Source organism: Mesorhizobium sp. Z1-4 (genome assembly GCF_004000235.1).
Taxonomy (GTDB): domain Bacteria; phylum Pseudomonadota; class Alphaproteobacteria; order Rhizobiales; family Rhizobiaceae; genus RCIO01.
The window spans coordinates 158,586-183,388 of the sequence record NZ_RCIO01000001.1 but is presented as its reverse complement, the minus strand read 5'-3'; the positions used below and the strand labels follow the sequence as shown (position 1 = coordinate 183,388).

Below are 24,803 nucleotides of genomic sequence, written 5' to 3'. Positions count from 1 at the left end.
AATCAGCCACGCCGGTAACAGGCGTATCTCAAATCTCCTATCAGCAGTACCGAGGCACCCAACATGTCAGTTAAGGCAGAAGTCAAATCTATTCTCGAGCGCTTGAATGTGCGGTTGGGGGAGGCAGAAGGCGGTCTCGTCGTGAAGTCGCCGATCAACGGTGAGAAGCTTGCAGAGCTCCCCGTCATCGATGGCGCCGCAACGGCCGAAGCGATCGAAAAGGCAAAACGCGCATTCCAGACGTGGCGTAATGTGCCCGCGCCGCAGCGCGGCGAGCTCGTGCGCCTGCTGGGCGAGGAATTGCGCAAGAGCAAGCAGGATCTCGGGCGCCTGGTGTCGCTCGAGGTCGGCAAGATCCCCTCTGAAGGCGAGGGTGAAGTCCAGGAGATGATCGACATCTGCGACTTTGCCGTCGGCCTGTCGCGCCAGCTATACGGCCTGACGATTGCGACCGAGCGCCCAGGCCACAGGATGATGGAACAGTGGCACCCGCTGGGTGTGGTCGGCGTCATCTCGGCGTTCAATTTTCCGGTCGCGGTGTGGTCGTGGAACGCGGCGCTGGCGCTCGTCTGCGGCAACTCGGTCGTCTGGAAGCCGTCGGAGAAATCGCCGCTGACTGCACTTGCCTGCGAGGCGATATTCCGCCGCGCGGTGGAGCGCTTCGGCATGGACCTCGATGGACTGGCGTCCGTCCTGATCGGTGACCGCGATATCGGCGAGGCGCTGGTGGACAACCCGTCGGTTGCGCTGGTTTCAGCCACCGGCTCGACACGGATGGGCCGCGCTGTCGGTCCCCGTGTGGCCAACCGCTTCGGCCGCTGCATCCTCGAGCTCGGCGGCAACAATGCCGGTATCGTATGCCCTTCGGCCGACCTGGCGATTACATTGCGTGCGGTAGCCTTTAGTGCGATGGGCACGGCAGGCCAGCGCTGCACGACGATGCGGCGCCTGATCGTGCATGAATCGGTTTACGACACGCTGGTGCCGGCGCTGATCAAGACCTACGAAACCGTCAAGGTCGGCAGCCCGCTTCAGGATGGCGTGCTGGTCGGGCCGCTGATCGACAAGGCCGCGTTTGATGGCATGCAGTCGGCCCTCGCACACGCCCGGGAGCTGGGCGGCAAAGTGGTTGGCGGCGAGCGTGTCGATACCGGCGATGCCGATGCCTATTACGCCCGCCCGGCGCTCGTGGAGATGCCGGGTCAGTCAGGCATTGTGCTCGAAGAAACTTTTGCGCCGATCCTCTATGTTCTCAAATACAAGGACTTCGACGAGGCGATCGAGCTGCACAACGGTGTGAATGCCGGGCTTTCGTCCAGCGTGTTCACGACCGATGTGAGGGAGGCGGAGCGGTTCCTCAGCGCAGCCGGTTCCGATTGCGGCATCGCCAACGTCAACATCGGTACCTCCGGCGCCGAAATCGGTGGTGCTTTTGGCGGCGAGAAAGAAACCGGCGGCGGGCGCGAGTCCGGCTCCGACGCATGGAAAGGCTACATGCGCCGCAGCACCAACACGATCAATTATTCCAGCGAACTGCCGCTGGCCCAGGGTGTCTCTTTCGAAATCGACTGAGACATCGCATCAGGCCGAAAAGTTATCGGCCCAACAACGATCGGTACGGAGGCCAGCGGGCCTCCGTACCTTCGGAACATGCAGCTTTCAGCGGCTGAGTTCGGGCTTGATCTTGCGCAGTGAGCCGAGCGCGATCTCTGCCAGGCGGTCGATCTCTTTCCCACCCATCGCAGTGGATAGAATGCCGGTGCCGGTCTCCACCATCAGCAGGCCGCCGTCGAAAAGGTGGCCCACAAAGCGAGCCAGAAGCGACGCCCGGTCCGGAGTGAGATAAGCTTCCCGGTAGTTCTGCGGCGCGCTTTCGCTGAGATGAAAGCGAAACATGGAGCCGCGGCCGGTCACGCATGCGGGCACATCCGCGATCCGAATTGCCTCGCGCAGGCTCGTGCGCGCAGCCTCGCCGAGCGCATTGATCTCGGCGACGGCACCCGTGTCGAACAGCGTCATTGCCGTTCTGCCGGCGGTCATCGTCACCGGGTTGGCCGAAAATGTTCCGTAGAGCGGAAATGCCGCTGGGCCGTTCAGCGGGTTCATCACTTCCATGACCTCCGCTCGGCCGGCGATGCCGCCGACGGGAAACCCGCCGCCGATCATTTTGCCAAGCGCGGTGAGGTCGGGCTGCACATCGTACCACTGCTGCGCACCGCCATGGCTGGAGCGGAAGGTGATCACTTCGTCGAATACAAGCAGTGCTCCATTGGCCTGCGTCCATTTCCGCAGCGCGGAAAGAAACTCCGTGCTTGCAGGGATGAGACCTATGCGGTGCGGCAAAACGTCAACGAGAACGCAGGCGATCTCATCGGCATGTGCGTCGAGAAGTTCGATGGCGCGTTGCGGGTCGTTGAATGGAATGACAACCACGTCGTCCAGCGCCCGCTGCGGGGTGCCGCGCGAAACCGGCGTCGAGGCGGGCCGCTCCTCGGGGCCCCAGGTCTCGGGTTTCGCCGTCTGGCTGGTCTCCGCGTAATCGTAGAGCCCGTGATAGGAGCCTTCCACCTTGGCGATTTTCGGGCGTCCGGTGTATGCGCGGGCCGCCTTCAGCGAGCCCATCACAGCTTCCGTGCCGGAGTTCACAAACCGGATACGCTCGAACGTCTCGTTGCGGCCGCACATATGTTCCGCGTGTGCGATTTCGGCCTCGGTGCCGACCGTAAAGGCGGTGCCGCGGGAAAGCTGGTCACTTACGGCCGCAACAATTGCAGGGTGCGCGTGACCGTGAATCAGCGAGGCAACGTTGTTGGCAAAGTCGATACGTTCGACACCTTCGACGTCATAGACGTAGCAGCCTTCGCCTCGCAGGGCGTAGATGGGATGCGGTTTGCGCAGGATCGTATTGCGGCTGCAGCCGCCCGGCATCACCGCTTTCGCGCGTTCGAACAGCGCGGCACTTTTTGTCATGGAGCGTACTCGGTTGTTGATTGTCGTCGTGGGCCGCCGACGCCGAAGTCAGCGCTCAAGGTGAGCAAGCTTGCCTTCGGCGCCGTCCCAGGTTGCAGCCTCGGGCAAGGGGTCTTTCTGGTCGGTGATGTTCGGCCAGATCCGGGACAGTTCCTCGTTCAAGCCCAAAAAATGCTGCATCGCGTCCGGCAGATCGGTGTCGCGATAGATTGCCTTGGCCGGGCAGGCCGGCACACAGGCATCGCAGTCGATGCACTCGTCGGGATGGATGACCAGGAAGTTGGGCCCTTCGTAGAAGCAATCGACCGGGCATACATCTACGCAGTCCGTGTATTTGCAACGGATACAGTTCTCGGTGACGACATAGGTCATGGTGGCGTGCCGGCTCTCTATTCGCTGGTGGATTACTCGGCGGCTTACAGGAAGGCGGGTTTGACGCCGTACATGGAATAGAGGCCGGCCTCGTCGAAGATGACGCGGTCGTCGTAGTCGTTGAACCAGATCGCATCCGGATTGCGGCCGACGATCGTTACCTTGCACCGTTCGGAGGCATCGGCAGCCGAACGCAGAAGCTTGAAGATCAGCACGCCGTTTTCCGCGCCGCGCACGCCCGGCATCGGTTCATTGGTCACGGCTGCGACTTCGGTCTTGCCCTTGTAGTGAGTGATCGAAAGGCGCGCATGCGCCTCGACGCCCGACAGGCCCTTCTGGGACTCGTTGAGAATGTGCCAGGCGCGCTCGATCGGCACATTGAATGCCTTGTAGCCGACGATATCTCGGCCGCAGAAGAAGTAGTGGTTCTCGATGCCGTTGCGGCGCGTTTCGCGCTGCATGATGCGCAGCGCATCCGGATCGTCATTGATGTCGCGAATGATCGGCGACTGGTTGTCGATGCTGATCCAGTCGCGGCGGGCCAGCTCCTTGACCGCATGGCGGGTTGCCGGGATCCACTCAAGTCCGCCTTTCGGATTGTCGATATATGCTCCGTCCGGCGCCTTGCGCAGAAATTCGTCGGGATGATTGAAGTGCACCATCATCCGCAGGTTCACTTCCGGATAGGCCTCGTGGAAAGCGTCCAGCATCGCAAAGAATGTCGGGTCGAAACGCTCCGGATAGAAGGCAAGCTCTTTTGTACCGATGCGGATGTTTTCGATTCCGGCTTCGGCTAGGCCGGCCAGCCAGCCGGCGATGTTCTTGTTGCCAAGCACCATCGGGTCACCGCCCGACATCAGGATCTCGCGCAGGCGCTCGCGTCCGGTTTCGGGATGGCGGCCGCCATTGTCGGCGACGAGACGGTTGTGCTCCTTGATGTAACGGGTCACTTCGCCTAGCTGGGCCAGCCCTTTGGGCGCGGTTGTGCCGTCCTCTCGCACGATCTCTTTTCGCCCGATCAGCTCTTCGCGATAGCAGAAGCGGCAATGGGCCGAGCATGTCGCCGCGACATAAAGCAGGCCGAGCTCGTATTTATGGATAAGGCCCTCGCAGGGGCTGTAGGTCAGCTGCTTGCCGGGGTCTTCCGCGCCTGAAAGATCGAGCGTTTCGCGGGGGCTTGCCTTGACCAGCACCTGCATCGGCCGGCTGTTCTGCGCCTGCTCGAAATAGTGCCGCGTCATCTTGATGGGCATGCGCGCCTGAAGATCGCGGTCTGTGCCCTTCAGCGACAGGATATCGTCCAGCTCTTCGCGCGAATAGAAGTTCTGCATGTCCTGCGGAACGTCGCCCGATGCGAACTTGGTGATGTCGCTGATGATCTGGCGGTCGTATTTGCCGTTCGTAACTTGCGCCAGAAACGCTTCTTCACGCGGCGACGGGATATGTTTTGCAGTGGAGGACACGCGGTTTGTTCCCTTGGGTTGTCATCACCGCTTCAGCTCGGCTGGGCGACGACGATTGCCTTGAATATCGGCGAAATCGTCGGGGATGACCGTCGGGATTACAAACGAGGAATAGTCACCACTTCATAATCAATAGTTATGGATGGCGCAGCCAGCCGCAAAACCTCAATGGTTGCAGGCTGTTGTCGGTCGCCGGCACTCGCCAGCTCTCACACCGGCAGCGGGTTCTCGCCTGGCACGCAGATGATGTGTGCGTCGGCGGATTTCCAGCGAATGTCGCGCAATTCGCGGTACTCCTCGGAGTTGTACCAGCCGAGTGCCTTTTCTTTGCTCGGAAACTTGACGACGACCACCCGCTCGTAAGCCGCGTCGCCCTCCAGCGCCGTAATGTCGCCCGTACGCACCAGATACTCGCCGCCATAGGCGTGCACGCTTTCCGGTGCATCGGCCACGTATCCAGACATGGCTTCGTGGTCGGAAATCGATACCCGTGAGATTATGTATGCGGTCACGATTGCGCCTCCTGTTTGAGTGCTGGATCATCGGCTTCGACGATCTTTCCCGGGTTCATCAGATTGTCGGGATCGAACGAGTTCTTGAGCCGTTGCATCATTTCGAGTTCAGTCTTCGACTTGGCCTTCCGAAGCTTGTCCAGCTTCAGCTGCCCGATGCCGTGTTCTGCCGAGATCGAACCGCCGAGTTGAATTGCCGTATCGCAAACTGCGTCCGACAGACGGGCTTCGTTGGATGCGAAGGTCTCGGCGCTCATTCCAGGCGGGGCGCCGATGTTGAAATGTATGTTGCCGTCGCCGATATGACCGAACGGTATCGGCACGGCGTCGGGCAATAGAGCGTGAATGGCTTTGGTGGCGCGGTCGACGAATTCGGCAACAGCGCTGACAGGCACCGATGTATCGCTCTTGATCACCAACCGGCTGGACGCCTGTGCTTCGGCCATCCCCTCGCGAAGCGCCCACATCGCATTGCGCTGTGCTAATGAGCGGGCAACCGCGGCATCCTCGATCAACCCTTGTTCCAGTGCTTCGCCGAGCAATCGCTCCAGCAGGCCGCCTAGATCGAGATCGGGAATGGAGGTCTCGGCTTCGAGCAGAACCATCCACTCATGGCGGCCGGACAATGGTACCTGGGTTGTTTCGGCGCGGGCGAGGTGAAGTTCCAGCCCGCTGTGTGGCATCAGTTCGAACGCGCTCAGGAGTTCGCCGGCCGAGCTGCGGACCGTATTGTAGAGTTCGAGCGCGGCCTGTGGGCCGGGTACTGCACAAAGGGCCGAGGCCCGTTCGCGCGGACGGGGCTGAAGCCGGAGCGCCGCCGCGGTGACAATGCCGAGCGTGCCTTCCGAACCGACGAACATCTGCTTCAGATCGTAGCCGGAATTGTCCTTGCGCAGGGCACGCAGCCCGTCCCAGACGTCGCCGCTCGCAAGCACGACCTCCAGCCCGAGAATGTTCGCCCGAGCCATGCCGTATCGCAGGACATTGTTGCCGCCAGCGTTCGTTGCGACCATGCCGCCTATCTGGCTCGTTCCTTCGCCGCCGTGGCTGACGGGAAAATAGCGGTCGGCTGCCTCTGCCGCCTGCCGGATTTCGGCCAATGTGACACCGGCATCGCAAACGATGACGTCGTCAACCGGGCTCAGCGCGCGAATGGAGCGCATGCGCTCGAGCGAAACGACTATCTGGCTTGTGCCTTCCCGCGCTACGGCTCCTCCTGCGAAGCCGGTGCGGCCGCCTGCAGGCGTCACCTTTACGCCGGCTTCCCTTGCGAGCCTGACAGTTGCCGCAACTTCCTCGGTATTGGCTGGTTTGACGACGCAAAGTGCCGGAACCCGGTATTTGTTCAGAAGGTCGGCTTGAAAGGCCTCAAGCTCGCTTTGAGCGGTCAGCACCGACGCGGGCCCAAGCCGGTCAGCCAGCACTTCTATGAGGTCAGCGGTGTCCATAACTCGCCGCCAGAGTGGCAAGAAAGGCGTCCGTGTCGGCTTGCGTGCCGGCAGTGACGCGGATCGCAGGGGTGCCGTTCGGCAACGTGAAAGTTGTCGTCAGAATGCCTGCCGCCTGAATCGCGTTCGCCAGGTCGGGACGATCCGGAGGCACTGGAAACGAAACGAAATTCGCCGCCGAGGGCAGCGGCGAGAGCCCAAGCTCACTCAGCCCGTCGGACAGCCGGCGGCGTTCATGTGCGACGCCGGCAACACCTGCCTCGACATGCGCGAGATCGGACAACGCTGCTTTCCCCGCAGCCCAAGCGAGCGCGTTGACGCAGAAATTGGGGCGCAGGCCGCGTATTCGCGTGGCCAGATCAACGTCGCTGGCGATCGTATAGCCAAGCCGTATGCCGGCGAGCCCGAAGGCTTTCGAAAATGAGCGCGACGATGCCCATGGCCCATTGCGCTGCTCGAGTATCGGCAGCGTCTCGACGCCGCCGGCTTCCCGGCCGAACTCGTAGTAGGCTTCATCGAAATGCAGGAATATCGACGCAGGCACACCGGACACCAGCCGGACGATCTCAGCTTCCGTCAGCAGGCCGCCCGTCGGATTGTTGGGCGAGGGCACACAGACAAGACGTGTGTGCTCGGTAATCGCACCGAGAATGGCGTCCACATCCGGAACGCCATCGGCCCGGACCGGAACCGCTTGGATTGTGATGTCGTGGAAACCGGCAACTTTCCTGTAGGTCGGAAAACTTGGTTCGGGAACCACCATACCGGCGCCTGGCGCCCCGGCGACCAGCGGCAGCAGATGCAGGAACTCGTTGGATCCCGAGGTTGCCGCCAGCCGGTCCTTTTCGACGCCTGCATATGCGGCCAGCATCTCGTAGAAGCGCGGGTCGTCCTGCTCGGGATAGCGGTTTGCGACTGCGGCCGCCTCCGCGATGGCGGCCACCACAGCGGGTGAGGGCGCAAGCGGGCTTTCGTTCAGATGCATCCGCCTCGGCATATGCATCTCAGCGATGGGACCAGTCATTCGGGTCGTCCGAATTGTTGGGAGACAGACCGAGGATATCGCCGTCGGTGTTGATGCCGAGGCCAAGCACGGTTCGGTTGGCGTAGGAGAAATACGCTGCGACCTGGTTGATTTCGAGGATTTGCCCGTCGTCGAATCCGGCCAGGCGCATCTTGTCGATATCGCCGCTGGAGACGTCCGACGCTTTGCGCGTCAGTTTCGCCGCGTAGTCGAGTGCGGCCTGCTCTCGCGTATCGAATGCGTCGGCGTAGTTCCCCGATTCGAGCGCGTTCCTGCAGGAGCGCGCACGGTTCTCGTCGCCAATGAGCCGCGCCATTCCGGCATAATGATGTTCCACGCAGTAGCTGCAGGCATTCAGCGAACTGACCAGAACGCCGATCGCCTCCAGGAACCATTTGGGAATGGTGTTGGCGGAGTGATGAAGCACATATTTGTAGAGCGCCATGTGTCCGTCCATCGTGTGCGGACGCAGGCTGTGCGCCATCATTATGTTGTCGACGTTGTTGTCGGGCCCTTTGACGCGGTCATAGAGCATTTTCAGCCGGCCGGTCGCGTCCTCATAAGGGACTGTTTGTATCCAGGTCATTTTTGATCCGATTTGAATAGGTGTCAGCCAAGCAGCAGATTGTCGTCGCTTAGCTCTTCGCCCTGTGTCTTTTTGAATAGGTGCAGGAGGTCTTCGACCTTCATGCCAGCGCGCTCTTTGCCGGATGCGTCGAAGATGATCTTGCCGCGGTGAAACATCACCGTCCGCTCGCCGGTGGAAAGAGCCTGCGCCATGGAGTGTGTAACCATGACGGCCGTGAGCCCGAGCCGCTCTACGATCGTGCGTGTTGTCTCAAGCACGAAATCTGCCGTCTTCGGGTCGAGGGCCGCCGTGTGCTCGTCGAGTAGCAGCACGCTGGACTGGCCGGTTGTCGCCATCAGCAGGCTGACCGCCTGACGCTGTCCGCCAGAAAGCAGGCCGACCTTGTCATCGAGCCTGTTTTCGAGGCCAAGCCCGAGAACCTTGACCCTTTCGGCTGTTGCAGCTCGCATCGACCGTTCGATGGCGAAACGAATTCCGCGCGGTGCGGTTCGTCCATGCGCGAGCGCGAAATTCTCGAGGATCGTCAGATCTTCGCATGTGCCGATCTTCGGATCCTGAAACACGCGCGAGATCATTCGCGCGCGCTTGTGTACCGGCCAGTTGGTGATGTCCTCACCGCCCAGGGTCACGGTACCGCGTTCCACGGGCACAATGCCGGCCAGCACATTGAGGCTGGTCGATTTGCCGGCACCATTGGAGCCGATCACGGTAACGAACTGCCCGGTCGGCACCTTGAAGTCGACGCCGCGCAGGGCAGTCGTTTCAAGTGGCGTGCCTTTGTTGAAGGTGACGTGGATGTCTTTGAGTTCGATCATTTCGATTTCGATGTCTTGAAAAAGCGTTTGATGCCGAGACCGGACACCTGGCCGATAAGTGCGAGCGCAACCAGAACCGCCGTGACCAGCTGAACGTCCGACGCGCGCAGGCCGAGGAAGTCGGCGTTGAGCGCCAGCGCGACTGCAAAGCGGTAGAGCACCGCACCAACGATACAGGCCAGCGTCGCCTGAAGGATGGTCCGCGATGGCAGGAGGCTGGTACCGACGATGACCGAGGCGAGGCCCACGATGATCACGCCGATGCCCATATAGGCGTCTGCGGCGCCGAATATCTGGGCAAACAGTGCGCCGGCCAGGGCGGTCATTGCGTTGGCGAGCCCCACTCCAAAGAGCTTCATGCTTCCCACATTGATGCCGTTGGCCTGCGCCATCGCGGGGTTGGCGCCGGCGGCACGCATTGCGATCCCCCAACCGGTATGGAGGAACAGATTGACCATGATCAGGACGATCAGCGTCACCGCGCCGAGGAAGATCGGGCTGATGATATATCCGGCGACACCGAACCCGCCGAACGTGTCGAACACGGTGTCGACACCCAGGAGCGGTTTGTTCGGGCCGCTCATGATCCGCAGATTGATCGAATAGAGCGATATCGCCAGCAGGATGCCGGCAAGGATGTGAAGGATATTGAACCTGACGTTGAGATAGGCTGTGGTCCAGCCCGCCGCGAAACCGGCGACGGCGGCAACACCTGTCGCAAGCCAGGGATTCCACCCCAGCGTAACGATGAGCGCGGCACAAACGGCGGCTCCAAGCGGAAAGCTACCTTCGACCGTGAGGTCGGGAAAATCAAGTATGCGAAAAGTCAGGTAGGCACCCAGCGCGACCAGGCCGAAAACGAAGCCTGTCTCGAGTGTGCCGAGAAGTTCGTAGAGTGACATCGTGTGTCAATGCTCCCGCAAAGGGGCCGATCCGGTTGTCCGGATCGGCAGGTAGGGCGCCGACCATGATGGCAACGACGCCCGGGTGTGCTCGGGGGGGCTTACTCGATTATCTCGGTAGCGCGGGCGAGCACCGCGTCGGGTATCGTGACACCCATCGCAGCGGCGGCCTTCTTGTTGACCGCAACTTTGAAGTCCGTCAGCACCTGGTAGGCAATGACAGCGTCGATATCGCCCGGATTTTCGCCGCGCAGAACGCGGGCCGCCATATGGCCGGTAATGCGTCCGACCTCGACATAGTCGAGCCCGACAGACGCGATCACGCCGCGTGCGACGGCTCCGGTCTCACCGGCAAAGATCGGCAGGTCGACATCCTCGCCCACCTTGATGATCGATTCGAGCGCCGCAACCACGGTGGTGTCGTTCGGCACATAAACCGCATCAACTTCACCGATCAGCTTCTTGGTCGCGATCGAGACTTCGTTGGTTGTCGGAGCAGCGGACTCAACGATCGTGATGCCGAGACCCTCGGTTTCACGCTTCAGCACTTCCAGCGTTGCGAGGGCGTTGTCGAGACCCGGATTGTAGATGTAGCCGATAGTCTTGAGGTCGGGCACCAGCTCCTGCATCAGCGCAACCTGCTGCTGGATCGGCGCTGCGTCCGACACGCCCGTCACGTTGCCGCCCGGCTTCTCATATTGCGAGATGAGTTTCGCTTTGATCGGGTCGGTAACCGTGGTGAACACGATCGGGATGGTGTCGGTACCTGCGATCACCGCCTGCGATGTCGGGGTAGTGATGGGCACGATGACGTCTGGATTGTCACCAATGAACTTCTTGGCGATCTGCTGCTGCGTCGGCATGTTGCCGTTGGCGTTCTGGTAGTCGACTTCCAGGTTCTGGCCTTCGACGAAACCCTCTTCGGCAAGGCCTTTCAACACGCCTTCTTTCGTTTCAAGCAGAGCGGGCACCTCGACGATTGTGGAGATGGCCAGCTTCTTCATGTCTTCGGCGTGGGCGTTGATGACGAATGCGAAAGATGCCGCAGCCAGAATTCCCAGCGGTGTACGGATCCTCATAATGTTCCTCCCATTTATGCAGGGCATGGATGCCCTTTGCTGTGTCGAACCAACTTGACGAAACTCGAATTCATCCGATAAGTCTCATATTGTAGGATCAACGTACCACAATATGAGATCAAATTGACGCGGGTTGTCAAGAGCGAACAGGAGCAGGAAATCAAAGGCGTCGGCCTTCTGCATAAGGCCGTGCTGATGCTTGAGCTCTTTACCGCGGAGCAGCCTGCATGGACTCAGGTCGAGATCGGCAAGGCAGCGGACCTGCCGCGTTCGACGGTCAGCCGGCTGGTCCGCTATCTGTGCAGCAGAGGTTATCTCGCGTTCAACGAACGAAGCGGTCGCTACACGCTTGGCCTTTCGGCCATTGAGCTTGGCCGGCGGGCCCAGCTTCAGTTCGATCTGGCATCGATTGCCGCCGACATTCTCGAGGACCTTTCGCGGAGCACGCGCGAGACGATCATGCTAACCGGCTTCAACCCGTCGGCGATGCACGTTGTGTGTCTCGATCAGATTCCGAGCCAGCACGGCGGCCTGCGCGTCTACGAAACGATTGGCGCGACATTCCCACTTTACGCCGGTGCGTCGGCCAAGCCGGTGCTTGCCCATTTGCCGGACAACGTCATCGAGCGTGTGCTTCAGGCGCCCATGCCGGCCATCAATCCCGCTGTTGTGCCCCGAAGCGAGCAATTGCGGGTCGAATTGGGTGAAATACTCCAACGCGGCTATGCGGTTTCCCAGGAAGAAACCTATCCCGGCGTCGCCGGTGTGGGGGCGGCCATTCTGGACCCGAGCGGGATTCCGCTTGGCAGCATCGCGATCGCGGCGCCGCTTCAACGGATGCCCGAAGCGCATGTCGCCGACATCGGGCAACGTGTGGCGGCGGCCGTGCATCTGCTGAGCGGTCGCCTCGCTGGAAAGGCCGAGCCGACAAACAAGGGAGAAACTTAGTGCCACGTCGATGGATATCAGCCGAAGCCGGGCTTGCCGAACTGCGGATAAAGGAGGCTTTTCCGCCGCAGCCGGGCAAAGGCGAACTCGGCGTCAAGGTGTGTGCGGCGGCGCTGAATTTTTCCGATCTGCTGATGATCGACGACAAATATCAGGTTCGGCCGCCGCGCCCTTTCACGCCCGGTCAGGAGATTGCCGGAATAGTCATGTCTGCGGGTGAGGGGGCACGGCACGCGGTCGGCGACCGTGTCGCGGGCAAACTTCTGTGGGGCGGCTTTGCGTCCCACGCTGTCCTGCGCGACGACATGGCTATCTCTATCGGCAAGGCATCGTCCTTCGCCGAAGCTGCTGCTCTGCCCGTCGTCTACACCACCGCCTATGTGGCACTGACCGAATGCACCACCGTCGGGAAGGATGAAGTTGTGCTTGTCCACGCGGCGGCAGGCGGCGTCGGCATGGCATCGGTCCAGGTTGCCGTCGCCCGCGGCGCCAAGGTGATCGCGTCGGCGGGCAGCGAAGCGAAGCGCCAGGCTGCACTCGCCAACGGCGCCACCTGGGCGATCGATCCGGGCGTGGCAAACTGGTCCGCCAGGATCAAGGAGCTTACGGGCGGGCGCGGGGCCGATGTCATCGTTGATCCGGTGGGCGGCGATGTCACGCAGGAGAGCCTGCGCGCACTTGCCCTCGACGGACGGCTTCTGATTGTCGGATTTGCGTCCGGCGAGATCCCGAAAATCCCCGCAAATCGCCTGCTCCTGAAGCGGGCTGCTGCCATCGGGGTGTACTGGAACCACGACACCGACGCACAGATGCTGGTCCGGGTGAACGAACGTATGAGCGGCGATCTGGCGTCCGGCGCCATACGGCCGGTCATCGACCTCCGGCACGGGCTGGAGGCGGTGCCAGCGGCCTTGGCCGATCTGGCCGCGCGCAAAACACTCGGCAAGGTCATAATCGAGATTGGAGACGACGCCTGATGGGTGCCGCTGGTAACAGAAATCTGCTCGAGGGTGTCCGGATACTCGACCTGACCCGTGTGATGTCGGGACCTTACTGCACCGCAATGCTCGCCGATCTGGGAGCCGAGGTCATCAAGATCGAGATGCCGGGTTTCGGCGAGGAAGGCCGCCATTTCGCGCCCTTTAAGGAGGATCTGAGCACATATTTCATGCTGCTCAACAGGGGCAAGAAAAGCGTCGCGCTCAACCTCAAGGAAGCCGAGGCGGTCAAGATCGCCCGCGATATCGCTGCGAAAAGCGACATTGTCGTCGAGAACTTCCGGCCCGGCGTCGCAGCACGGCTTGGGCTCGACCACAAGACCTTGCGGGCAGAAAACGAACGGCTGATCTACGCCTCGATCTCCGGTTTCGGACAGGAAGGACCGATGTCCGACTGGCCCGCATTCGACCTGGTCATACAGGCGATGAGCGGCTTGATGAGCATTACCGGCGAGCGCGAAGGCCGCGCTATGGCCGTCGGCGAAAGCATGGCCGACGTTGCAACTGGCATGTTCGCTTCATGGGGCATACTTGCAGCCCTTTTCGACCGGGAGCGAACGGGCCAAGGGCGTTACCTGGAAGTCGCGATGCTCGATTCCGTGTTCTCCATGCTGCTGACGGGCCTTAGCCGTCAGCTCTTCACCGGCGCGAAGGCGCGCCGCGTCGGCAACCGGCATCCCGAGACCTACCCCGTCGACAGCTTTTCGGCCGCGGACGGCGACTTCGTGCTTGTCGGTTTTTCCGACTCTGCTTTTCGCTCGATCATGGCCGCCATCGGCAGGCCGGAACTTGTCGACGACCCGCGCTTCGCGAACAATGTCGCACGCAACGAGTATGAAGCGGAATTGCGCGGGATCATTGCCGACTGGGCAAAGCGGCTGAGCCGCGAAGAGGCTGTGGCTGCGCTCCAGAAGGCGGGCGTTCCAAGCGGCCCCGTCTGGTCGCTTGGCGATGTCGTGGAAAGCCCGCATGCGCAGGCGCGAAAACTCGTTTCCAAAGGCTCCAACACCGTCTTGGGCGACATTCCGCTGGTGCGCCAGCCTGTCCGCTTCGAGGCGGCGCCGGAGCCGGGTTGCGCGCGTGCGCCGCTGATAGGCGAGGATACCGACAAGGTGCTGGCCGACCTGCTCGGGCTGACCGCCAGCCGCATCGAAGAACTGCGTGAGAGGAAAGTGATTTCATGACCCGCCTTGAAAACATCCGCGTCGTCAGGAGCCCGACAGGTCCGGAGCTCAACGCCCGCTACTGGGCGACTGAAGCGCCGATGCGGCTGCTGATGAACAATCTGGATCCGGACGTTGCCGAACGGCCGGGCGAACTGGTCGTGTATGGCGGGATCGGCAGGGCGGCTCGCAACTGGGCGGCTTATGAGAGCATTGTCGACGTTCTGAAAAAACTTGGCGACGACCAGACGCTGCTCGTCCAGTCAGGTAAGCCGGTGGGCGTGTTTCCGACCCACAAGGGCGCACCACGGGTGATCATCGCGAACGGCAATCTCGTTCCCAAATGGGCGGACTGGGAGCATTTCAACGAGCTGGATCGAAAGGGCCTCACCATGTACGGCCAGATGACGGCCGGCTCGTGGCTCTATATCGGTTCGCAGGGCATTGTTCAGGGCACTTACGAAACCTTCGGTGAGATCGGTCGCCGGCATTTTGGCGGTACGCTGGCCGGGCGCTGGTTCCTGACTGCGGGTCTGGGCGGAATGGGCGGCGCGCAGCCGCTGGCCGCCACAATGGCGGGCGCTTCGATCATCGCCGTCGAATGTCAGCCATCGCGGATCGAATTCCGCCAGCGCACCGGCTATCTGCAAAAGTCCGCTTCGACGCTCGACGAAGCGCTCGAGATGATTGAAGCGGCAAATGCCAAAGGCGAGCCGGTTTCCGTTGGCTTGCTTGGCAATGCCGCCGACGTCTTTGCCGAAGTCGCCGAACGCGGCATTGTGCCAGATGTCGTGACCGACCAGACATCCGCGCATGATCCTGTCTACGGCTACCTGCCCTCGGGCTGGACGGTCGAGGAGTGGGAGCGCCGTCGCGAGCGGGAACCCGCCGCGGTTTCGGACGCTGCCAAGGAGGGCATGGCCAAGCAGGTGCGGGCAATTTTGAAAATGCGCGACATGGGTGCGATCGCGCTTGATTACGGCAACAACATCCGCGCGATGGCGAAGGAGAAGAACGTCGAGGACGCATTCTCCTATCCGGGGTTTGTAGAGGCCTATGTTCGACCGCTTTTTTGCCGGGGCAAGGGGCCGTTTCGCTGGGTGGCTTTGTCGGGCGACCCCGAGGACATCTACAAAACCGACGCAAAAATCCGCGAACTGCTGCCCGACGACGAGCTTCTCCACAACTGGATCGACAAGGCGCAGACCAACATCAAGTTCCAGGGCCTTCCGGCGCGCATCTGCTGGATCGGCCTCGGTGACAGGCACCGGGTCGGACTTGCCTTCAATGAAATGGTCGCGCGCGGTGAGTTGAAGGCGCCGCTGGTCATCGGCCGGGACCATATGGATTCCGGTTCAGTTGCGAGTCCGAACCGGGAGACGGAGGGCATGCTCGACGGTTCGGATGCCATATCCGACTGGCCGATCCTGAACGCCCTGCTGAATTCCGCCTGCGGCGCCGACTGGGTTTCGTTCCATCATGGGGGAGGGGTCGGAATGGGCTATTCGCAGCACTCGGGCATCGCGCTCGTGGCCGACGGTACACCCGACGCTGCGGCCAGGATCGGTCGTGTGCTGTGGAACGACCCGGCGACCGGCGTCATGCGCCACGCCGATGCCGGTTATGAGATCGCCGTCGAATGCGCGCGCGAAAATGGCCTCTGGCTTCCGATGCAAGCCTGAGGCGGCAGCCGCGCCAGGCAACCAGGACCAGGCTCACGCTGATAGCCGCGTACCGGCGAATTCAGGTCTTCGCGGCGACGAGCGTCTCGAATTTGTTCGGGACGCCGTCCATCTCGTCGGCTTTGGGAAGCGGGTCTTTGCGTGTGTTGATGACCGGCCACCTGGCTGAGAGATCGCGGTTGATTGCCACCCAATCTTCAAGCCCACCTTCCGTATCGGGCTTTATGGCGTCCGCCGGGCACTCCGGTTCGCAGACGCCGCAATCGATGCATTCGTCGGGGTTGATGACCAGCATGAGCTCGCCCTCGTAGAAGCAGTCCACGGGGCAGACTTCCACGCAGTCGGTATATTTGCAGGCAACGCAATTGTCGGTCACGACATAGGTCATTCAAGCGCTCCATGCCTTGGTCGTCGCCGGCATCATGGGGTGATGCCGGCCGTTTCGGGTTCTTTCGACAGGGGCACCGGACGCATTCGCCGGTACGCGGCCGCTCTTATTCAGCGATGGTGAGAATGTCGTTGAGGGGGCGCTTCAGCTTGGCGACGGCAGGAACCTTCGCGTTTTCTGAAGGGTGGCCCACCGCCACGATCATGATCGGCTTTTCGGAGTCGGGCCTCGAGAGCATCTGGTTTAGAAACTTCATCGGGTTCGGTGTGTGGGTGAGGGACACAAGCCCCGCCTGATGAAGCGCCGCGAGCAGAAAGCCGCAGGCTATGCCTGTGCTCTCGGGCACGTAGTAGTTTTTGTATTTGGTGCCGTCCTCGAACTGCCCCCAGCGCTGCGCGAAGATCACGATCAGCCACGGCGCCTCTTCCAGATGCGGCTTGTGATCGTTGGTGCCGATTGGCTCGAGCGCTTTCAGCCATTCGTCGCCCGCGCCGCCTTCGTAGAATCGACGCTCCTCTTCCTCGGCAGCCTCGCGGATGCGTTTCTTGAAGGCCGGGTCGGAAATTGCCACAAAATGCCATGGCTGATGGTTGGCTCCGGACGGTGCGGTGCCGGCGGTACGAACGCAGTCTTCTATGATCTCACGCGAAACCGGGCGGTCCGAATAGTCGCGCACGGTGTGGCGCCGCCGCATGTTTTCATAAAACGCCTTGGCGGCGGCGCGCATCTCCTCGTCCGACATGTTCGCGCGGTCGGGAAGATCGACGGGTTCGTATTTAATATGCTCGCGGGCGAACATTCTGCTGTCTCCTCAGTCTTTCTGACGCCGTTTCGTGGCCTGGCCAAGCGTGCGCGGTGCGGAGAAATCCGCTTCAGGCTGCAGTTTTCCCGATGGATTGGGTGTGGCCGAAGTGAACGCGGCGTCCCACTCGCCGAGCTTCTCGGTTCGATCTTCCCAGTCCTGAAAATTCTCGCGGTCGCGGTACATGGCGAACGGTCGCAAGGTGCTTTCGAAGAAGTCCACTTGCTCATGGGTGCGGAACTGGGCCGGATTGTAGCCGTTCCAGTGCAGGCATTGCGCCAGCGGCCTGCGGTAGCGACGGTCCTGCGTCGCGGCCGGTATGCCGATCGGGATCGTTCCATAGGCCTTCATCCACTCAGGATAGCCCAGAAGGTCCGCCAGTTCCTTGTTGGTTATGTCTTCGCCGCCACCGGACAGCCACGCTGAAGTCAGCCCTTCCGCGGCCACTCCGAGCTGTATGTTCTGGATGGCGGCGCCCAGCGAACACAGAAAGATCGCCTCGTTGTTGTCGCGGTACTCCGCTTCCCAGCCATCCGTCGTCGGTTGCGGAAAACAGACTTTCCATCGCGGGTCGCCAAGCACAATGACAATAGCCACGGTGTTGGCGAGATAGGTCTTCTTGACGGCGGGAAATCCCTTGGCGTGGTCGACCAGCCGCTGTGCCTGCCGCAGGAAAACTTCGGTGACCTGATTGCGCAGGTCAGGCGTGTCGACGACAATGAACTCGAAACACTGGGCATTGGCACCCGATGGCGCCCAGCGCCCGCAATCCACGATGCGCTCAAGAACTTCCCGGCCAACCGCGTTGCCCGGTTCGAACTTGCGCACGCTCCTGCGATTGCGGATCACCTGTTGGAATGATTGCTCCACCACAGTTCCTCCCTTTTCGGCCAGTGTTAGGCAGCGGCGCCGGGTCGCGCATTCCTCATTAATGAGGATAGTGGACCGGAGGCCGCCGCCGCTAGCTGTCGGAAAAGCGACGGCCTTGGGAGAAAGACGATGAGCCAATCGGTAGCGGCGAAAATTGACCCGGCAAATCCGCCAGACGGCTTTCTCGCGCCGCGCGTGCTCTCGGTCCGGCACTACACGGACCGCCTTTTTGCATTCACCACCGAACGGCAGGCGTCGTTTCGGTTCCGGTCGGGCGAGTTCGTGATGATCGGGCTCGAGGTGAACGGCAAGCCGCTGCTTCGCGCCTATTCGATAGCATCCCCCAACTGGGAGGAGCAGCTGGAATTCTATTCGATCAAGGTGCCGGATGGGCCGCTGACGTCCCGGCTTCAGGAGATTGCACCGGGCGACCATATTCTGATGCGCCCGAAGCCTGTCGGCACGCTTGTTTTCGATGCGCTGCTGCCCGGCAAGCGGCTTTTTCTGTTTTCGACCGGAACCGGCATTGCGCCATTCGCGAGCATCATCCGCGACCCTGAGGTTTACGAAAAATTCGACCACGTGTTCCTGCTTCAAACATGCAGGGAAGTAGCTGAACTGCAATACGGGATTGACCTTGTGCGATCGGTGAGGGAGCACGAGTTTCTCGCCGAACTCTGCCGCGACAAACTCCATCACATCCCGGCCGCAACGCGGGAGCCTTTCGAAAACAGCGGGCGGATCGATGCCTGGATCGAGGATGGGCGGCTGGCCGGAATTGCTGGTGGGGAGCTCTCGCCCGAGACCGACAGGGTCATGATCTGCGGGTCAATGGCCATGCTTCAGACGCTGAAAGCGGTATGCGAGGGCAGGGGGTTTCAGGAGGGCTCGAACGCGGATCCGGGCCAGTTTGTCATCGAGAGGGCATTCGTGGGCTAGCGTGAGACGCCGGTCTGGTGGAAGCTAGCCGCATGTTGCTCGAACGGCGGCTTTCAGGTGCGTTGCCCAGCGCCAATCTTGAAACCGGGGTCGTCTCCGCCCTGATGGCGGCGATCGGTCAGCCGCAATTCGTCGATGCCCTGATGATTTTCGGCCAGGCAACCGCCGCCGCCGATCTGGTTTCGGTGTTCTGCATGGGCGACAGGGACACACCGCTTCTTGTCGGGACAGCTTCCGTCGCCGGGAAGCGCCGCGCCGAAATAGCGGCGCGGAACTACAGCCGGCACGCCGCCGATGACCGTAATTCCACTCTGTTGACCAGCCGGGACTGGAGCGGCGACATATTCACGGTGCAGACCGCGCAGAGCATTACCTCATTTACCTATAGACGCGACTGCTACGAGCAGGCCGGCATCGGGTCGCGGATATCGCTGATCAGGCGTCGCCGCGATTACGGCATGGCAATCAGTCTCTACCGTGCGCAGGAAAACGAGGCGTTTGCAGAGAGCGGCTATGACAGGTTGATCGCGGTGCTCGGTGTCATGCTCGCGGCAACGGAGCGTCATGTCGCCTTCACGCTGAAAGGGACGGTGTGGCGGGGAAACGATATCCAGGTCCGGCTGGCGCTGAACTATCCGGCCCTCACCGACCGCGAGCGCGAAGTGGCGGCAATGGCGATCAAGGGCCGCACCGCTGCCGAGATAGCAGAAATTCTGGACATCGCGGAAACCACGGTTATCACGCACCGCAAGAACGCCTATCGCCGGATGAATGTTTCGAACCTGCGCGAGCTCATGGCGCGCTACAAGGCATGATGCGATCCGCTGCCGCGATCAGGCAGAAGGCGAAAGTTCCGGACGCGGATTGAGGTTCTGGACGGCGCCGCCGCGCAGCCATACGCCTTCCAGATCGAATGCGTCGCTCAGATGAATGAAGTCCGCCGGCGAACCGGGCTTCAGATGGCCGGCTCTGGCCGACCCGCGCATGCACGCTGCCGGATATCCGGTCGCCATCCGCAAGGTTTCCTCGACGCCCAGTCCGACTGTCTCGACCATGAACTTGACCGCCATGCGCATGTCGAGATCCGCGCCTGCCAGCGTACCGTCCTCCTGGGTCAGGCGCCCGTCCCGGCGGAATATCTTCTGCGACGCCAGCGTGAACGAGGTGAGGTCCGATCCTGTCACCGACATTGCGTCGCTGACCAGGAACAGGTGGCCGGGACGGCGTTTGGACGCCAGGGCGACCCTTATGGCTATCGGATCGACGTGATAACCGTCGGCGATGAGACCGGCACTCAGTTTGCCGCTTTCGAGCGCAGCCCCCACAAGACCCGGTTCGCGGTGGGAAAGGGGGCTCATGGCGTTGAAGAGATGTGTCACGCAGCTTGCGCCCGCTTCGGCGGCTTCAAGGGCAACGGCGGCGCTGCAGTCGGAATGACCGAGGCTGACCACCACGCCGGCCCTGGCGAGTGCCCCTATCTGTTCTGCTGAAACCACTTCCGGCGCCAGCGTAACCATCAGATGCGGCAACTGCGCTGCCGCGTCGATGAGCAGCTTCATATCCTGAGACGACATCTCCCGCATCAGGGCGGCATAGTGGGCACCCTTGCGTGTGATCGAGAGATGCGGTCCCTCAAGATGCAGTCCGAGAAAGCCCGGCACCTCTGCACGGTGCGCTGCGATCGCCGCGTCGATTGTGGCACGCACCTTGTCGACGCCGTCGGTGATCAGCGTCGGCAGGATCGATGTCGTGCCGAGGCGGATATGAGCTGCGCAGATCTCACGTATCGTTTCCACGGAGGGATCGTCGTTGAGCAGATAGCCGCCGCCGCCATTGACCTGAAGGTCGACGAAACCGGGGACAACCATACCGGTCGTGAAGCCGGGGCCGTTTTCCCCGGCTTGTGCCCGGTCGGCCGGAACGATTTCCGCGACAAGGCCGTCTTCGATCACCAGCGTTGCATTTTCATGCATCGTCTCGCCATCGAACAGGCGCCGCGCGGTGATGTTCGCCGTGCCGCTCATGCCGTCTGCGTCACTTTCTTCAGATTTGGCGGCGTATCGGGGTTGCGTCCCCTTGCACGGGCCAGCGCCTCGACAAACGCGTAGAAACTCACCAGGGTCAGAATGGGATCGGTCAGCGGATGGCCGGACGCAACCGTGTCCAGCAGCGCGGGCCCCTCAGCTCCGTCAGCTGTCACGAACACGTCTGCCTTGTTGGCGGCAAGCGAATCGGCCGCGCTCAATGTCGAGTTGAGCGAGGCGTCCCGGCCGGCAAGGGCAAGGACCGGGAAGCCGGCCTGAACGATCGAGACCGGCCCGTGCATCACCTCCGCGGCGCTGTACGCCTCGGCCTGGATTTGACAGGTTTCCTTGAATTTGAGCGCGACTTCATTTGCGATGGCAAACGATGGGCCGCGGCCCAGCACATAGAGCGAATCGGCAGCCTTCAGGCGCTCCAGCAGCGGGCTCCAGTCGCACGCCAGCGCGCGACCGCATTGTTCGGGCAATCTGGCAAGAGCCTCGAGCAACTCCTGATCGGCACGCCAGTAACCGAGCAGGAGCAGGCCTGCGACCAGCGAGTTTACGAAGGTCTTCGTGGCCGCAACGCTTTTTTCGGGGCCTGCGGCGATATCGAACGTATGGTCCGAAACGGCCGCAAGCGGTGAGTGCGAAGTGTTGGTAATCGACACGACCACGGCGCCGCCATCCCGTGCGGCGCGCGTAGCCTCCACGATGTCGGGGCTCATGCCGGACTGGGATATCGAAATGCTGGCGCATTCGCTGAGCCGCAGCCGCGAACCGTAGATCGAAGCGACCGACGGGCCGAGCGAGGCTACGGGAATGCCGGCTTCGATTTCGAACGCGTATTTGAGATAGGTGGCGCAGTGATCGGACGAACCGCGTGCGATCGTTGCGATCAGCTTCGGCCGCGTGCGTCTGATTTCGATCGCGGCCGGCTCGATCATCGCAGGCGCAGCGTCAAGCAGCCGGCCGATGGCGTCGGGAATTTCGCCGACCTCTTGCCGCATCAAAGTGGCGCTGGGCACGTCGGTCAATGCGTCCCTCCAGGTATCTGCAACTCGGCGATGAACTCATAGGCATCGCCTCGATATTTGGATTGGGTGAATTCCACGACCTGCCCGCTGGCCAGGTAGGATACGCGCTCGATGCTCAGCCCCGCTGCGTCCTCCTCCACGTCGAGCAGGGCCGCGTCGGCAGGGTCCAGGCTGACAGCCCGGATTCGCTGGATCGCGCGGACCGGTTTGCAGCCCCGGCTGTCGAGATGGGCGTAGAGCGAACTCTGCACGTTTTCCGGGTCGGGCAGGTGGTCGGTAGACAGCGAAGCGCGCTCGATCGCCAGTGGAATGTCGTCGGCGAGCCGAAGCCGTGAAATGCGCGCCACCTGCCCGTGGGGCTTGAGACCCAGCACTACCGTTTCATTCACCGAAGGAGCGAACAGGCCGCGTTCCAGCCACTGCGAACGCACTTCCTTGCCGCGCAATGCCATATCTTCGCTGAAGGAGGTGAGGCGCGACAGGGACTGTTCGACACGGTTGAGGGTCGGCGCAACCGATGTACCTGAGCCTTGGCGCTGGACCACCAGGCCACTGCGGGCGAGGTCCTGCACCGCCTTGCGGACCGTAATCCGCGAAATGCCGCTCAGCTCGGCGAGTTCGCGCTCGGAGGGAAGAGCCTGTCCGGGCTTCAGTGCGCCGGCCCTGATCGCGCTCTCGATATGGCCGCGCAGTTGCACATAGAGCGGCCCGCCGCCCTTGCGGTTCCAGCTTTCCTGGTCAAGCATCTGCGCCAGATCGTCCGTCATCGGGCGGTGCTCCCGGCCAGGAAGTTCTGACGCGCAAGAGCCACTGCGCCGTCAACGGCCGACCCCTGCGGGTCTGCCAGAATTTTGGCAAACCGCTCCGACAGGAAACCGCGATAGCGCCTGCCCAGCCCCCCGAGAAGGCAAAGCCGTTCGGTTTTGTCGTCGACGATCGCACTCAGTGCTTCTTCGACGTCCTGAACCGCCAATGCCATGATGCGTTGGGCGGTGGGATCTTTGCGCTCCGCAAATTCCAGCACAAGCGGCGCGAACCGGCCGAAATCGCCGGGGCTCGCAGAATGCGCATATTCGACTACCGTCTGCGGATTGTTGCGGAAGTCGTTCAGTACGTGGGCGGTGATCGGTGTCGTTGCGCGCACATGGTCGTGGGCCAGGAGCGCTTCTTCGAGAAGCTGTCGTCCGAGCCGCGCTCCACTGCCCAGGTCCCCCACGACGAATCCCCATCCGCCGGCCGTCCTGATCGCTTTGCCTGACTTGGCAATGAACGCGGAACCCGTTCCGATAATTGCGACGACGCCGTCCGCATCGCCGACAGCGCCCTGCAGTGCAATCCGCGCATCGGTTTCCACAATGCTTTTTTCGAAGGGCAGTGCCTGTTCGAAGTCGGCGCCGCGGCTGCCGACATTCGCCCCCGCCACGCCGACGAATGCATGTCCTTTCGCGATCAGCGCTTCGGAAAGCCCGGCCGCGGACAGCGCCAGCCGGCAAGCCTTGGTGACATTGTCGACCGCACCGGCGAAATTGGTCATCACATTTGCCGAGCCGGTTTCGGCCTCACCCAGAAACTCGCCCCGCTCGGACAATGCAATCGCCCGGCAGCCTGTGCCGCCGCCATCGATGCCAAAAATCGGAGCTGTGACATGTGTCATGCCAATATAATACCAATTTATAACCATTAACCAAGCGTTTTTTCGTGCACCCTCATTTTCCGAATAAATCACTGAAACACTTGCGTTATGTGCGGCGCAGCGAAGTTGAAGACATCAATTGGTTAAAATCCGCTGGACAAGTGGTACTAAAATGGTATTAATGAGCCGCAGGAGGATTTGTCGCGAATGACAACAACGGAAGGTGTCGAAAGCAGGTCGCTCGGCCTCGATCTTCAGCAGCCCGAGAGCATTCTCGCGCTGCTGCTTGACGGTCAGTTGCGCGCGCTCAACACCGTTTCGTCGGCCTTCCCCCAGATCGTTGAGGCCGCGGCGCGGCTCGCAGCCTGCGTACGCGGCGGTGGTACGATTGCCTATGCAGCGGCGGGCAGTTCGGCGCTCATGACGATGGCCGACGGCCTGGAACTGCCAGGCACTTTTGGCATTCCCGTTGCGAGAGTGAAGTGCCTCATTGCCGGCGGCGCGGCCAGCCTTAGCGACCTTGCCGGGTCGACCGAAGACGATGCGGAGCAGGGCGCCCGCGATGTCGGTGCGGCCGGGCTGGGTCGGGGAGATTGCCTGATTGGCGTCTCCGCCAGTGGAACGACCCCTTACACTCTGGGCGCCTTGCGGGCTGCGGCGCGGGCCGGAGCTTCAACGGTGGGCGTTGCGAACAACAGCGGCGCAGAGCTTCTGGAAGCGGCAGATATCGCAATTCTGCTGCCGACGCCGCCCGAGCTCATCAGCGGCTCGACGCGCATGGGCGCAGCCACCGCGCAGAAGGCCGCGCTCAATCTCATGTCGACGCTCATGGCCGTCGAACTCGGTCATGTTCACGATGGCCACATGGTCAATCTACGCGCCGACAATGCCAAGCTGAACAAGCGGGCCAGCCGTATCGTCGCCGACATAGGCGGGTGCGACGAGGTCACGTCGCAGCAGCTTCTGTCGCGTTCGCAGGGCTCGGTAAAGCACGCAATCCTCATGGCGGCGGGTGTATCCGATGCCCGGTCCGCAGACGACCTGCTCCGCCAGCATCAGGGCAAGCTGAGAAAGGCCCTGGCCTCGGTGGAGAGGGGATAATCAGCAACTTCGCAGCACCCGCAAGGGGCACACAAAGGGAGAGAGAA

25 protein-coding genes are annotated in these 24,803 nt (G+C 61.9%); 8 read left to right on the top strand and 17 right to left on the bottom strand.

Annotated elements, in window-relative coordinates; all coding sequences use genetic code 11:
* Positions 1-63 precede the first annotated feature (63 nt).
* Positions 64-1,572 (top strand): L-piperidine-6-carboxylate dehydrogenase, encoded by a 1,509-nt coding sequence (gene amaB / locus EP165_RS00900; RefSeq protein WP_127519674.1) that lies wholly within the window; start codon positions 64-66, stop codon positions 1,570-1,572.
* 87 nt (positions 1,573-1,659) lie between these two features.
* Here amaB and EP165_RS00895 read toward each other — a convergent pair whose 3' ends face one another.
* The 10 genes from EP165_RS00895 to EP165_RS00850 form a co-directional block, all read right to left on the bottom strand.
* Positions 1,660-2,970 (bottom strand): aspartate aminotransferase family protein, encoded by a 1,311-nt coding sequence (locus EP165_RS00895; RefSeq protein ID WP_127519673.1) that lies wholly within the window; start codon positions 2,968-2,970, stop codon positions 1,660-1,662.
* Positions 2,971-3,018: 48 nt separating this feature from the next.
* Positions 3,019-3,342, bottom strand: coding sequence for a ferredoxin FdxA (gene fdxA / locus EP165_RS00890; protein ID WP_127519672.1), 324 nt, complete (start codon positions 3,340-3,342; stop codon positions 3,019-3,021).
* Positions 3,343-3,386: 44 nt separating this feature from the next.
* Positions 3,387-4,805 (bottom strand): hypothetical protein, encoded by a 1,419-nt coding sequence (locus EP165_RS00885; protein ID WP_127519671.1) that lies wholly within the window; start codon positions 4,803-4,805, stop codon positions 3,387-3,389.
* Positions 4,806-5,014: 209 nt separating this feature from the next.
* Positions 5,015-5,317, bottom strand: a complete 303-nt coding sequence (locus EP165_RS00880) for a DUF1330 domain-containing protein (protein WP_127519670.1) — start codon at positions 5,315-5,317, stop codon at positions 5,015-5,017.
* Positions 5,314-6,765 carry an FAD-binding oxidoreductase gene (locus tag EP165_RS00875; RefSeq protein ID WP_127519669.1) on the bottom strand — a complete coding sequence of 484 codons (1,452 nt, stop codon included), beginning with the start codon at positions 6,763-6,765 and terminating at the stop codon, positions 5,314-5,316. Before EP165_RS00875 ends, EP165_RS00880 begins: the two co-directional genes overlap by 4 nt.
* A complete protein-coding gene (locus EP165_RS00870) occupies positions 6,752-7,789 on the bottom strand; it encodes a pyridoxal phosphate-dependent aminotransferase (protein WP_127519668.1) in 1,038 nt (345 codons plus the stop codon). Before EP165_RS00870 ends, EP165_RS00875 begins: the two co-directional genes overlap by 14 nt.
* Entirely contained in the window at positions 7,770-8,375 is a 606-nt protein-coding gene (locus tag EP165_RS00865; protein ID WP_127519667.1) for a carboxymuconolactone decarboxylase family protein, read from the bottom strand. Before EP165_RS00865 ends, EP165_RS00870 begins: the two co-directional genes overlap by 20 nt.
* A 23-nt stretch (positions 8,376-8,398) precedes the next feature.
* Positions 8,399-9,193 carry an ABC transporter ATP-binding protein gene (locus EP165_RS00860; RefSeq protein WP_127519666.1) on the bottom strand — a complete coding sequence of 265 codons (795 nt, stop codon included), beginning with the start codon at positions 9,191-9,193 and terminating at the stop codon, positions 8,399-8,401.
* On the bottom strand, positions 9,190-10,095 hold the full coding sequence (locus EP165_RS00855; protein ID WP_127519665.1) for an ABC transporter permease: 906 nt from the start codon (positions 10,093-10,095) through the stop codon (positions 9,190-9,192). The genes EP165_RS00860 and EP165_RS00855 overlap by 4 nt, the downstream gene beginning before the upstream one ends.
* Positions 10,096-10,196: 101 nt before the next feature.
* Positions 10,197-11,174: an ABC transporter substrate-binding protein gene (locus EP165_RS00850; protein WP_127519664.1), complete on the bottom strand. Its 978-nt coding sequence runs from the start codon at positions 11,172-11,174 to the stop codon at positions 10,197-10,199.
* 123 nt (positions 11,175-11,297) lie between these two features.
* Between EP165_RS00850 and EP165_RS00845 the strand changes: the two genes are divergently transcribed.
* Genes EP165_RS00845 through hutU form a run of 4 tightly spaced genes read left to right on the top strand, consistent with a single transcriptional unit; the run spans position 11,298 to position 15,965 of the window.
* On the top strand, positions 11,298-12,122 hold the full coding sequence (locus EP165_RS00845) for an IclR family transcriptional regulator (RefSeq protein WP_127519663.1): 825 nt from the start codon (positions 11,298-11,300) through the stop codon (positions 12,120-12,122).
* Positions 12,122-13,099, top strand: coding sequence for an NADPH:quinone oxidoreductase family protein (locus EP165_RS00840; protein ID WP_127519662.1), 978 nt, complete (start codon positions 12,122-12,124; stop codon positions 13,097-13,099). The genes EP165_RS00845 and EP165_RS00840 overlap by 1 nt, the downstream gene beginning before the upstream one ends.
* The gene (locus tag EP165_RS00835) at positions 13,099-14,304 is read left to right on the top strand and encodes a CaiB/BaiF CoA transferase family protein (RefSeq protein ID WP_127519661.1); all 1,206 of its coding nucleotides are present in this window, start codon (positions 13,099-13,101) and stop codon (positions 14,302-14,304) included. Before EP165_RS00840 ends, EP165_RS00835 begins: the two co-directional genes overlap by 1 nt.
* Positions 14,301-15,965 (top strand): urocanate hydratase, encoded by a 1,665-nt coding sequence (gene hutU / locus EP165_RS00830; RefSeq protein WP_127519660.1) that lies wholly within the window; start codon positions 14,301-14,303, stop codon positions 15,963-15,965. The genes EP165_RS00835 and hutU overlap by 4 nt, the downstream gene beginning before the upstream one ends.
* Positions 15,966-16,026: 61 nt before the next feature.
* Here hutU and fdxA (EP165_RS00825) read toward each other — a convergent pair whose 3' ends face one another.
* The 3 genes from fdxA (EP165_RS00825) to EP165_RS20350 all read right to left on the bottom strand — a co-directional run bounded on the left by fdxA (EP165_RS00825) (position 16,027) and on the right by EP165_RS20350 (position 18,025).
* Positions 16,027-16,353 (bottom strand): ferredoxin FdxA, encoded by a 327-nt coding sequence (gene fdxA / locus EP165_RS00825; RefSeq protein WP_127519659.1) that lies wholly within the window; start codon positions 16,351-16,353, stop codon positions 16,027-16,029.
* Between the two features lie 106 nt (positions 16,354-16,459).
* Entirely contained in the window at positions 16,460-17,152 is a 693-nt protein-coding gene (locus EP165_RS00820; RefSeq protein ID WP_127519658.1) for a nitroreductase family protein, read from the bottom strand.
* Positions 17,153-17,164: 12 nt separating this feature from the next.
* Positions 17,165-18,025, bottom strand: a complete 861-nt coding sequence (locus EP165_RS20350) for a nitroreductase family protein (RefSeq protein ID WP_164742916.1) — start codon at positions 18,023-18,025, stop codon at positions 17,165-17,167.
* A gap of 129 nt (positions 18,026-18,154) precedes the next feature.
* Here EP165_RS20350 and EP165_RS00810 point away from each other — a divergent pair, with 129 nt between their 5' ends.
* Complete coding sequence (locus EP165_RS00810) at positions 18,155-18,964, top strand: ferredoxin--NADP reductase (RefSeq protein ID WP_127520754.1); 810 nt, start codon at positions 18,155-18,157, stop codon at positions 18,962-18,964.
* Between the two features lie 32 nt (positions 18,965-18,996).
* Positions 18,997-19,779, top strand: coding sequence for a helix-turn-helix domain-containing protein (locus tag EP165_RS00805; protein ID WP_127519656.1), 783 nt, complete (start codon positions 18,997-18,999; stop codon positions 19,777-19,779).
* Positions 19,780-19,797: 18 nt separating this feature from the next.
* On the opposite strand, the gene nagA is transcribed toward EP165_RS00805, so the two are convergent.
* The 4 genes from nagA to EP165_RS00785 are packed head-to-tail and all read right to left on the bottom strand — an operon-like array spanning position 19,798 to position 23,676.
* The gene (gene nagA / locus EP165_RS00800) at positions 19,798-20,988 is read right to left on the bottom strand and encodes an N-acetylglucosamine-6-phosphate deacetylase (protein ID WP_127519655.1); all 1,191 of its coding nucleotides are present in this window, start codon (positions 20,986-20,988) and stop codon (positions 19,798-19,800) included.
* Entirely contained in the window at positions 20,985-21,995 is a 1,011-nt protein-coding gene (locus tag EP165_RS00795) for an SIS domain-containing protein (protein WP_127520753.1), read from the bottom strand. The genes nagA and EP165_RS00795 overlap by 4 nt, the downstream gene beginning before the upstream one ends.
* 23 nt (positions 21,996-22,018) lie before the next feature.
* Complete coding sequence (locus EP165_RS00790) at positions 22,019-22,789, bottom strand: GntR family transcriptional regulator (RefSeq protein ID WP_127519654.1); 771 nt, start codon at positions 22,787-22,789, stop codon at positions 22,019-22,021.
* Positions 22,786-23,676 (bottom strand): glucosamine kinase nucleotide-binding domain-containing protein, encoded by an 891-nt coding sequence (locus EP165_RS00785; protein WP_164742915.1) that lies wholly within the window; start codon positions 23,674-23,676, stop codon positions 22,786-22,788. The genes EP165_RS00790 and EP165_RS00785 overlap by 4 nt, the downstream gene beginning before the upstream one ends.
* 186 nt (positions 23,677-23,862) lie before the next feature.
* Between EP165_RS00785 and EP165_RS00780 the strand changes: the two genes are divergently transcribed.
* Positions 23,863-24,756, top strand: a complete 894-nt coding sequence (locus tag EP165_RS00780) for an N-acetylmuramic acid 6-phosphate etherase (RefSeq protein WP_127519652.1) — start codon at positions 23,863-23,865, stop codon at positions 24,754-24,756.
* The last annotated feature ends 47 nt before the right edge of the window (positions 24,757-24,803 follow it).

Excerpts from the sequence above, each read along its gene's own strand:
- EP165_RS00795 (WP_127520753.1), bottom strand. The coding sequence starts at position 21,995 with ATGCGGCAAGAGGTCGGCGAAATTCCCGACGCCATCGGCCGGCTGCTT.
- fdxA (WP_127519659.1), bottom strand. The coding sequence starts at position 16,353 with ATGACCTATGTCGTGACCGACAATTGCGTTGCCTGCAAATATACCGAC.
- EP165_RS00865 (WP_127519667.1), bottom strand. The coding sequence starts at position 8,375 with ATGACCTGGATACAAACAGTCCCTTATGAGGACGCGACCGGCCGGCTG.
- hutU (WP_127519660.1), top strand. The coding sequence starts at position 14,301 with ATGACCCGCCTTGAAAACATCCGCGTCGTCAGGAGCCCGACAGGTCCG.
- EP165_RS00810 (WP_127520754.1), top strand. The coding sequence starts at position 18,155 with ATGAGCCAATCGGTAGCGGCGAAAATTGACCCGGCAAATCCGCCAGAC.
- EP165_RS00805 (WP_127519656.1), top strand. The coding sequence starts at position 18,997 with ATGTTGCTCGAACGGCGGCTTTCAGGTGCGTTGCCCAGCGCCAATCTT.
- EP165_RS00785 (WP_164742915.1), bottom strand. The coding sequence starts at position 23,676 with ATGACACATGTCACAGCTCCGATTTTTGGCATCGATGGCGGCGGCACA.
- EP165_RS00860 (WP_127519666.1), bottom strand. The coding sequence starts at position 9,193 with ATGATCGAACTCAAAGACATCCACGTCACCTTCAACAAAGGCACGCCA.
- amaB (WP_127519674.1), top strand. The coding sequence starts at position 64 with ATGTCAGTTAAGGCAGAAGTCAAATCTATTCTCGAGCGCTTGAATGTG.
- EP165_RS00780 (WP_127519652.1), top strand. The coding sequence starts at position 23,863 with ATGACAACAACGGAAGGTGTCGAAAGCAGGTCGCTCGGCCTCGATCTT.
- EP165_RS00855 (WP_127519665.1), bottom strand. The coding sequence starts at position 10,095 with ATGTCACTCTACGAACTTCTCGGCACACTCGAGACAGGCTTCGTTTTC.
- EP165_RS00820 (WP_127519658.1), bottom strand. The coding sequence starts at position 17,152 with ATGTTCGCCCGCGAGCATATTAAATACGAACCCGTCGATCTTCCCGAC.
- EP165_RS00850 (WP_127519664.1), bottom strand. The coding sequence starts at position 11,174 with ATGAGGATCCGTACACCGCTGGGAATTCTGGCTGCGGCATCTTTCGCA.
- EP165_RS00875 (WP_127519669.1), bottom strand. The coding sequence starts at position 6,765 with ATGGACACCGCTGACCTCATAGAAGTGCTGGCTGACCGGCTTGGGCCC.
- fdxA (WP_127519672.1), bottom strand. The coding sequence starts at position 3,342 with ATGACCTATGTCGTCACCGAGAACTGTATCCGTTGCAAATACACGGAC.
- EP165_RS00870 (WP_127519668.1), bottom strand. The coding sequence starts at position 7,789 with ATGACTGGTCCCATCGCTGAGATGCATATGCCGAGGCGGATGCATCTG.
- EP165_RS00835 (WP_127519661.1), top strand. The coding sequence starts at position 13,099 with ATGGGTGCCGCTGGTAACAGAAATCTGCTCGAGGGTGTCCGGATACTC.
- nagA (WP_127519655.1), bottom strand. The coding sequence starts at position 20,988 with ATGAGCGGCACGGCGAACATCACCGCGCGGCGCCTGTTCGATGGCGAG.
- EP165_RS00895 (WP_127519673.1), bottom strand. The coding sequence starts at position 2,970 with ATGACAAAAAGTGCCGCGCTGTTCGAACGCGCGAAAGCGGTGATGCCG.
- EP165_RS00790 (WP_127519654.1), bottom strand. The coding sequence starts at position 22,789 with ATGACGGACGATCTGGCGCAGATGCTTGACCAGGAAAGCTGGAACCGC.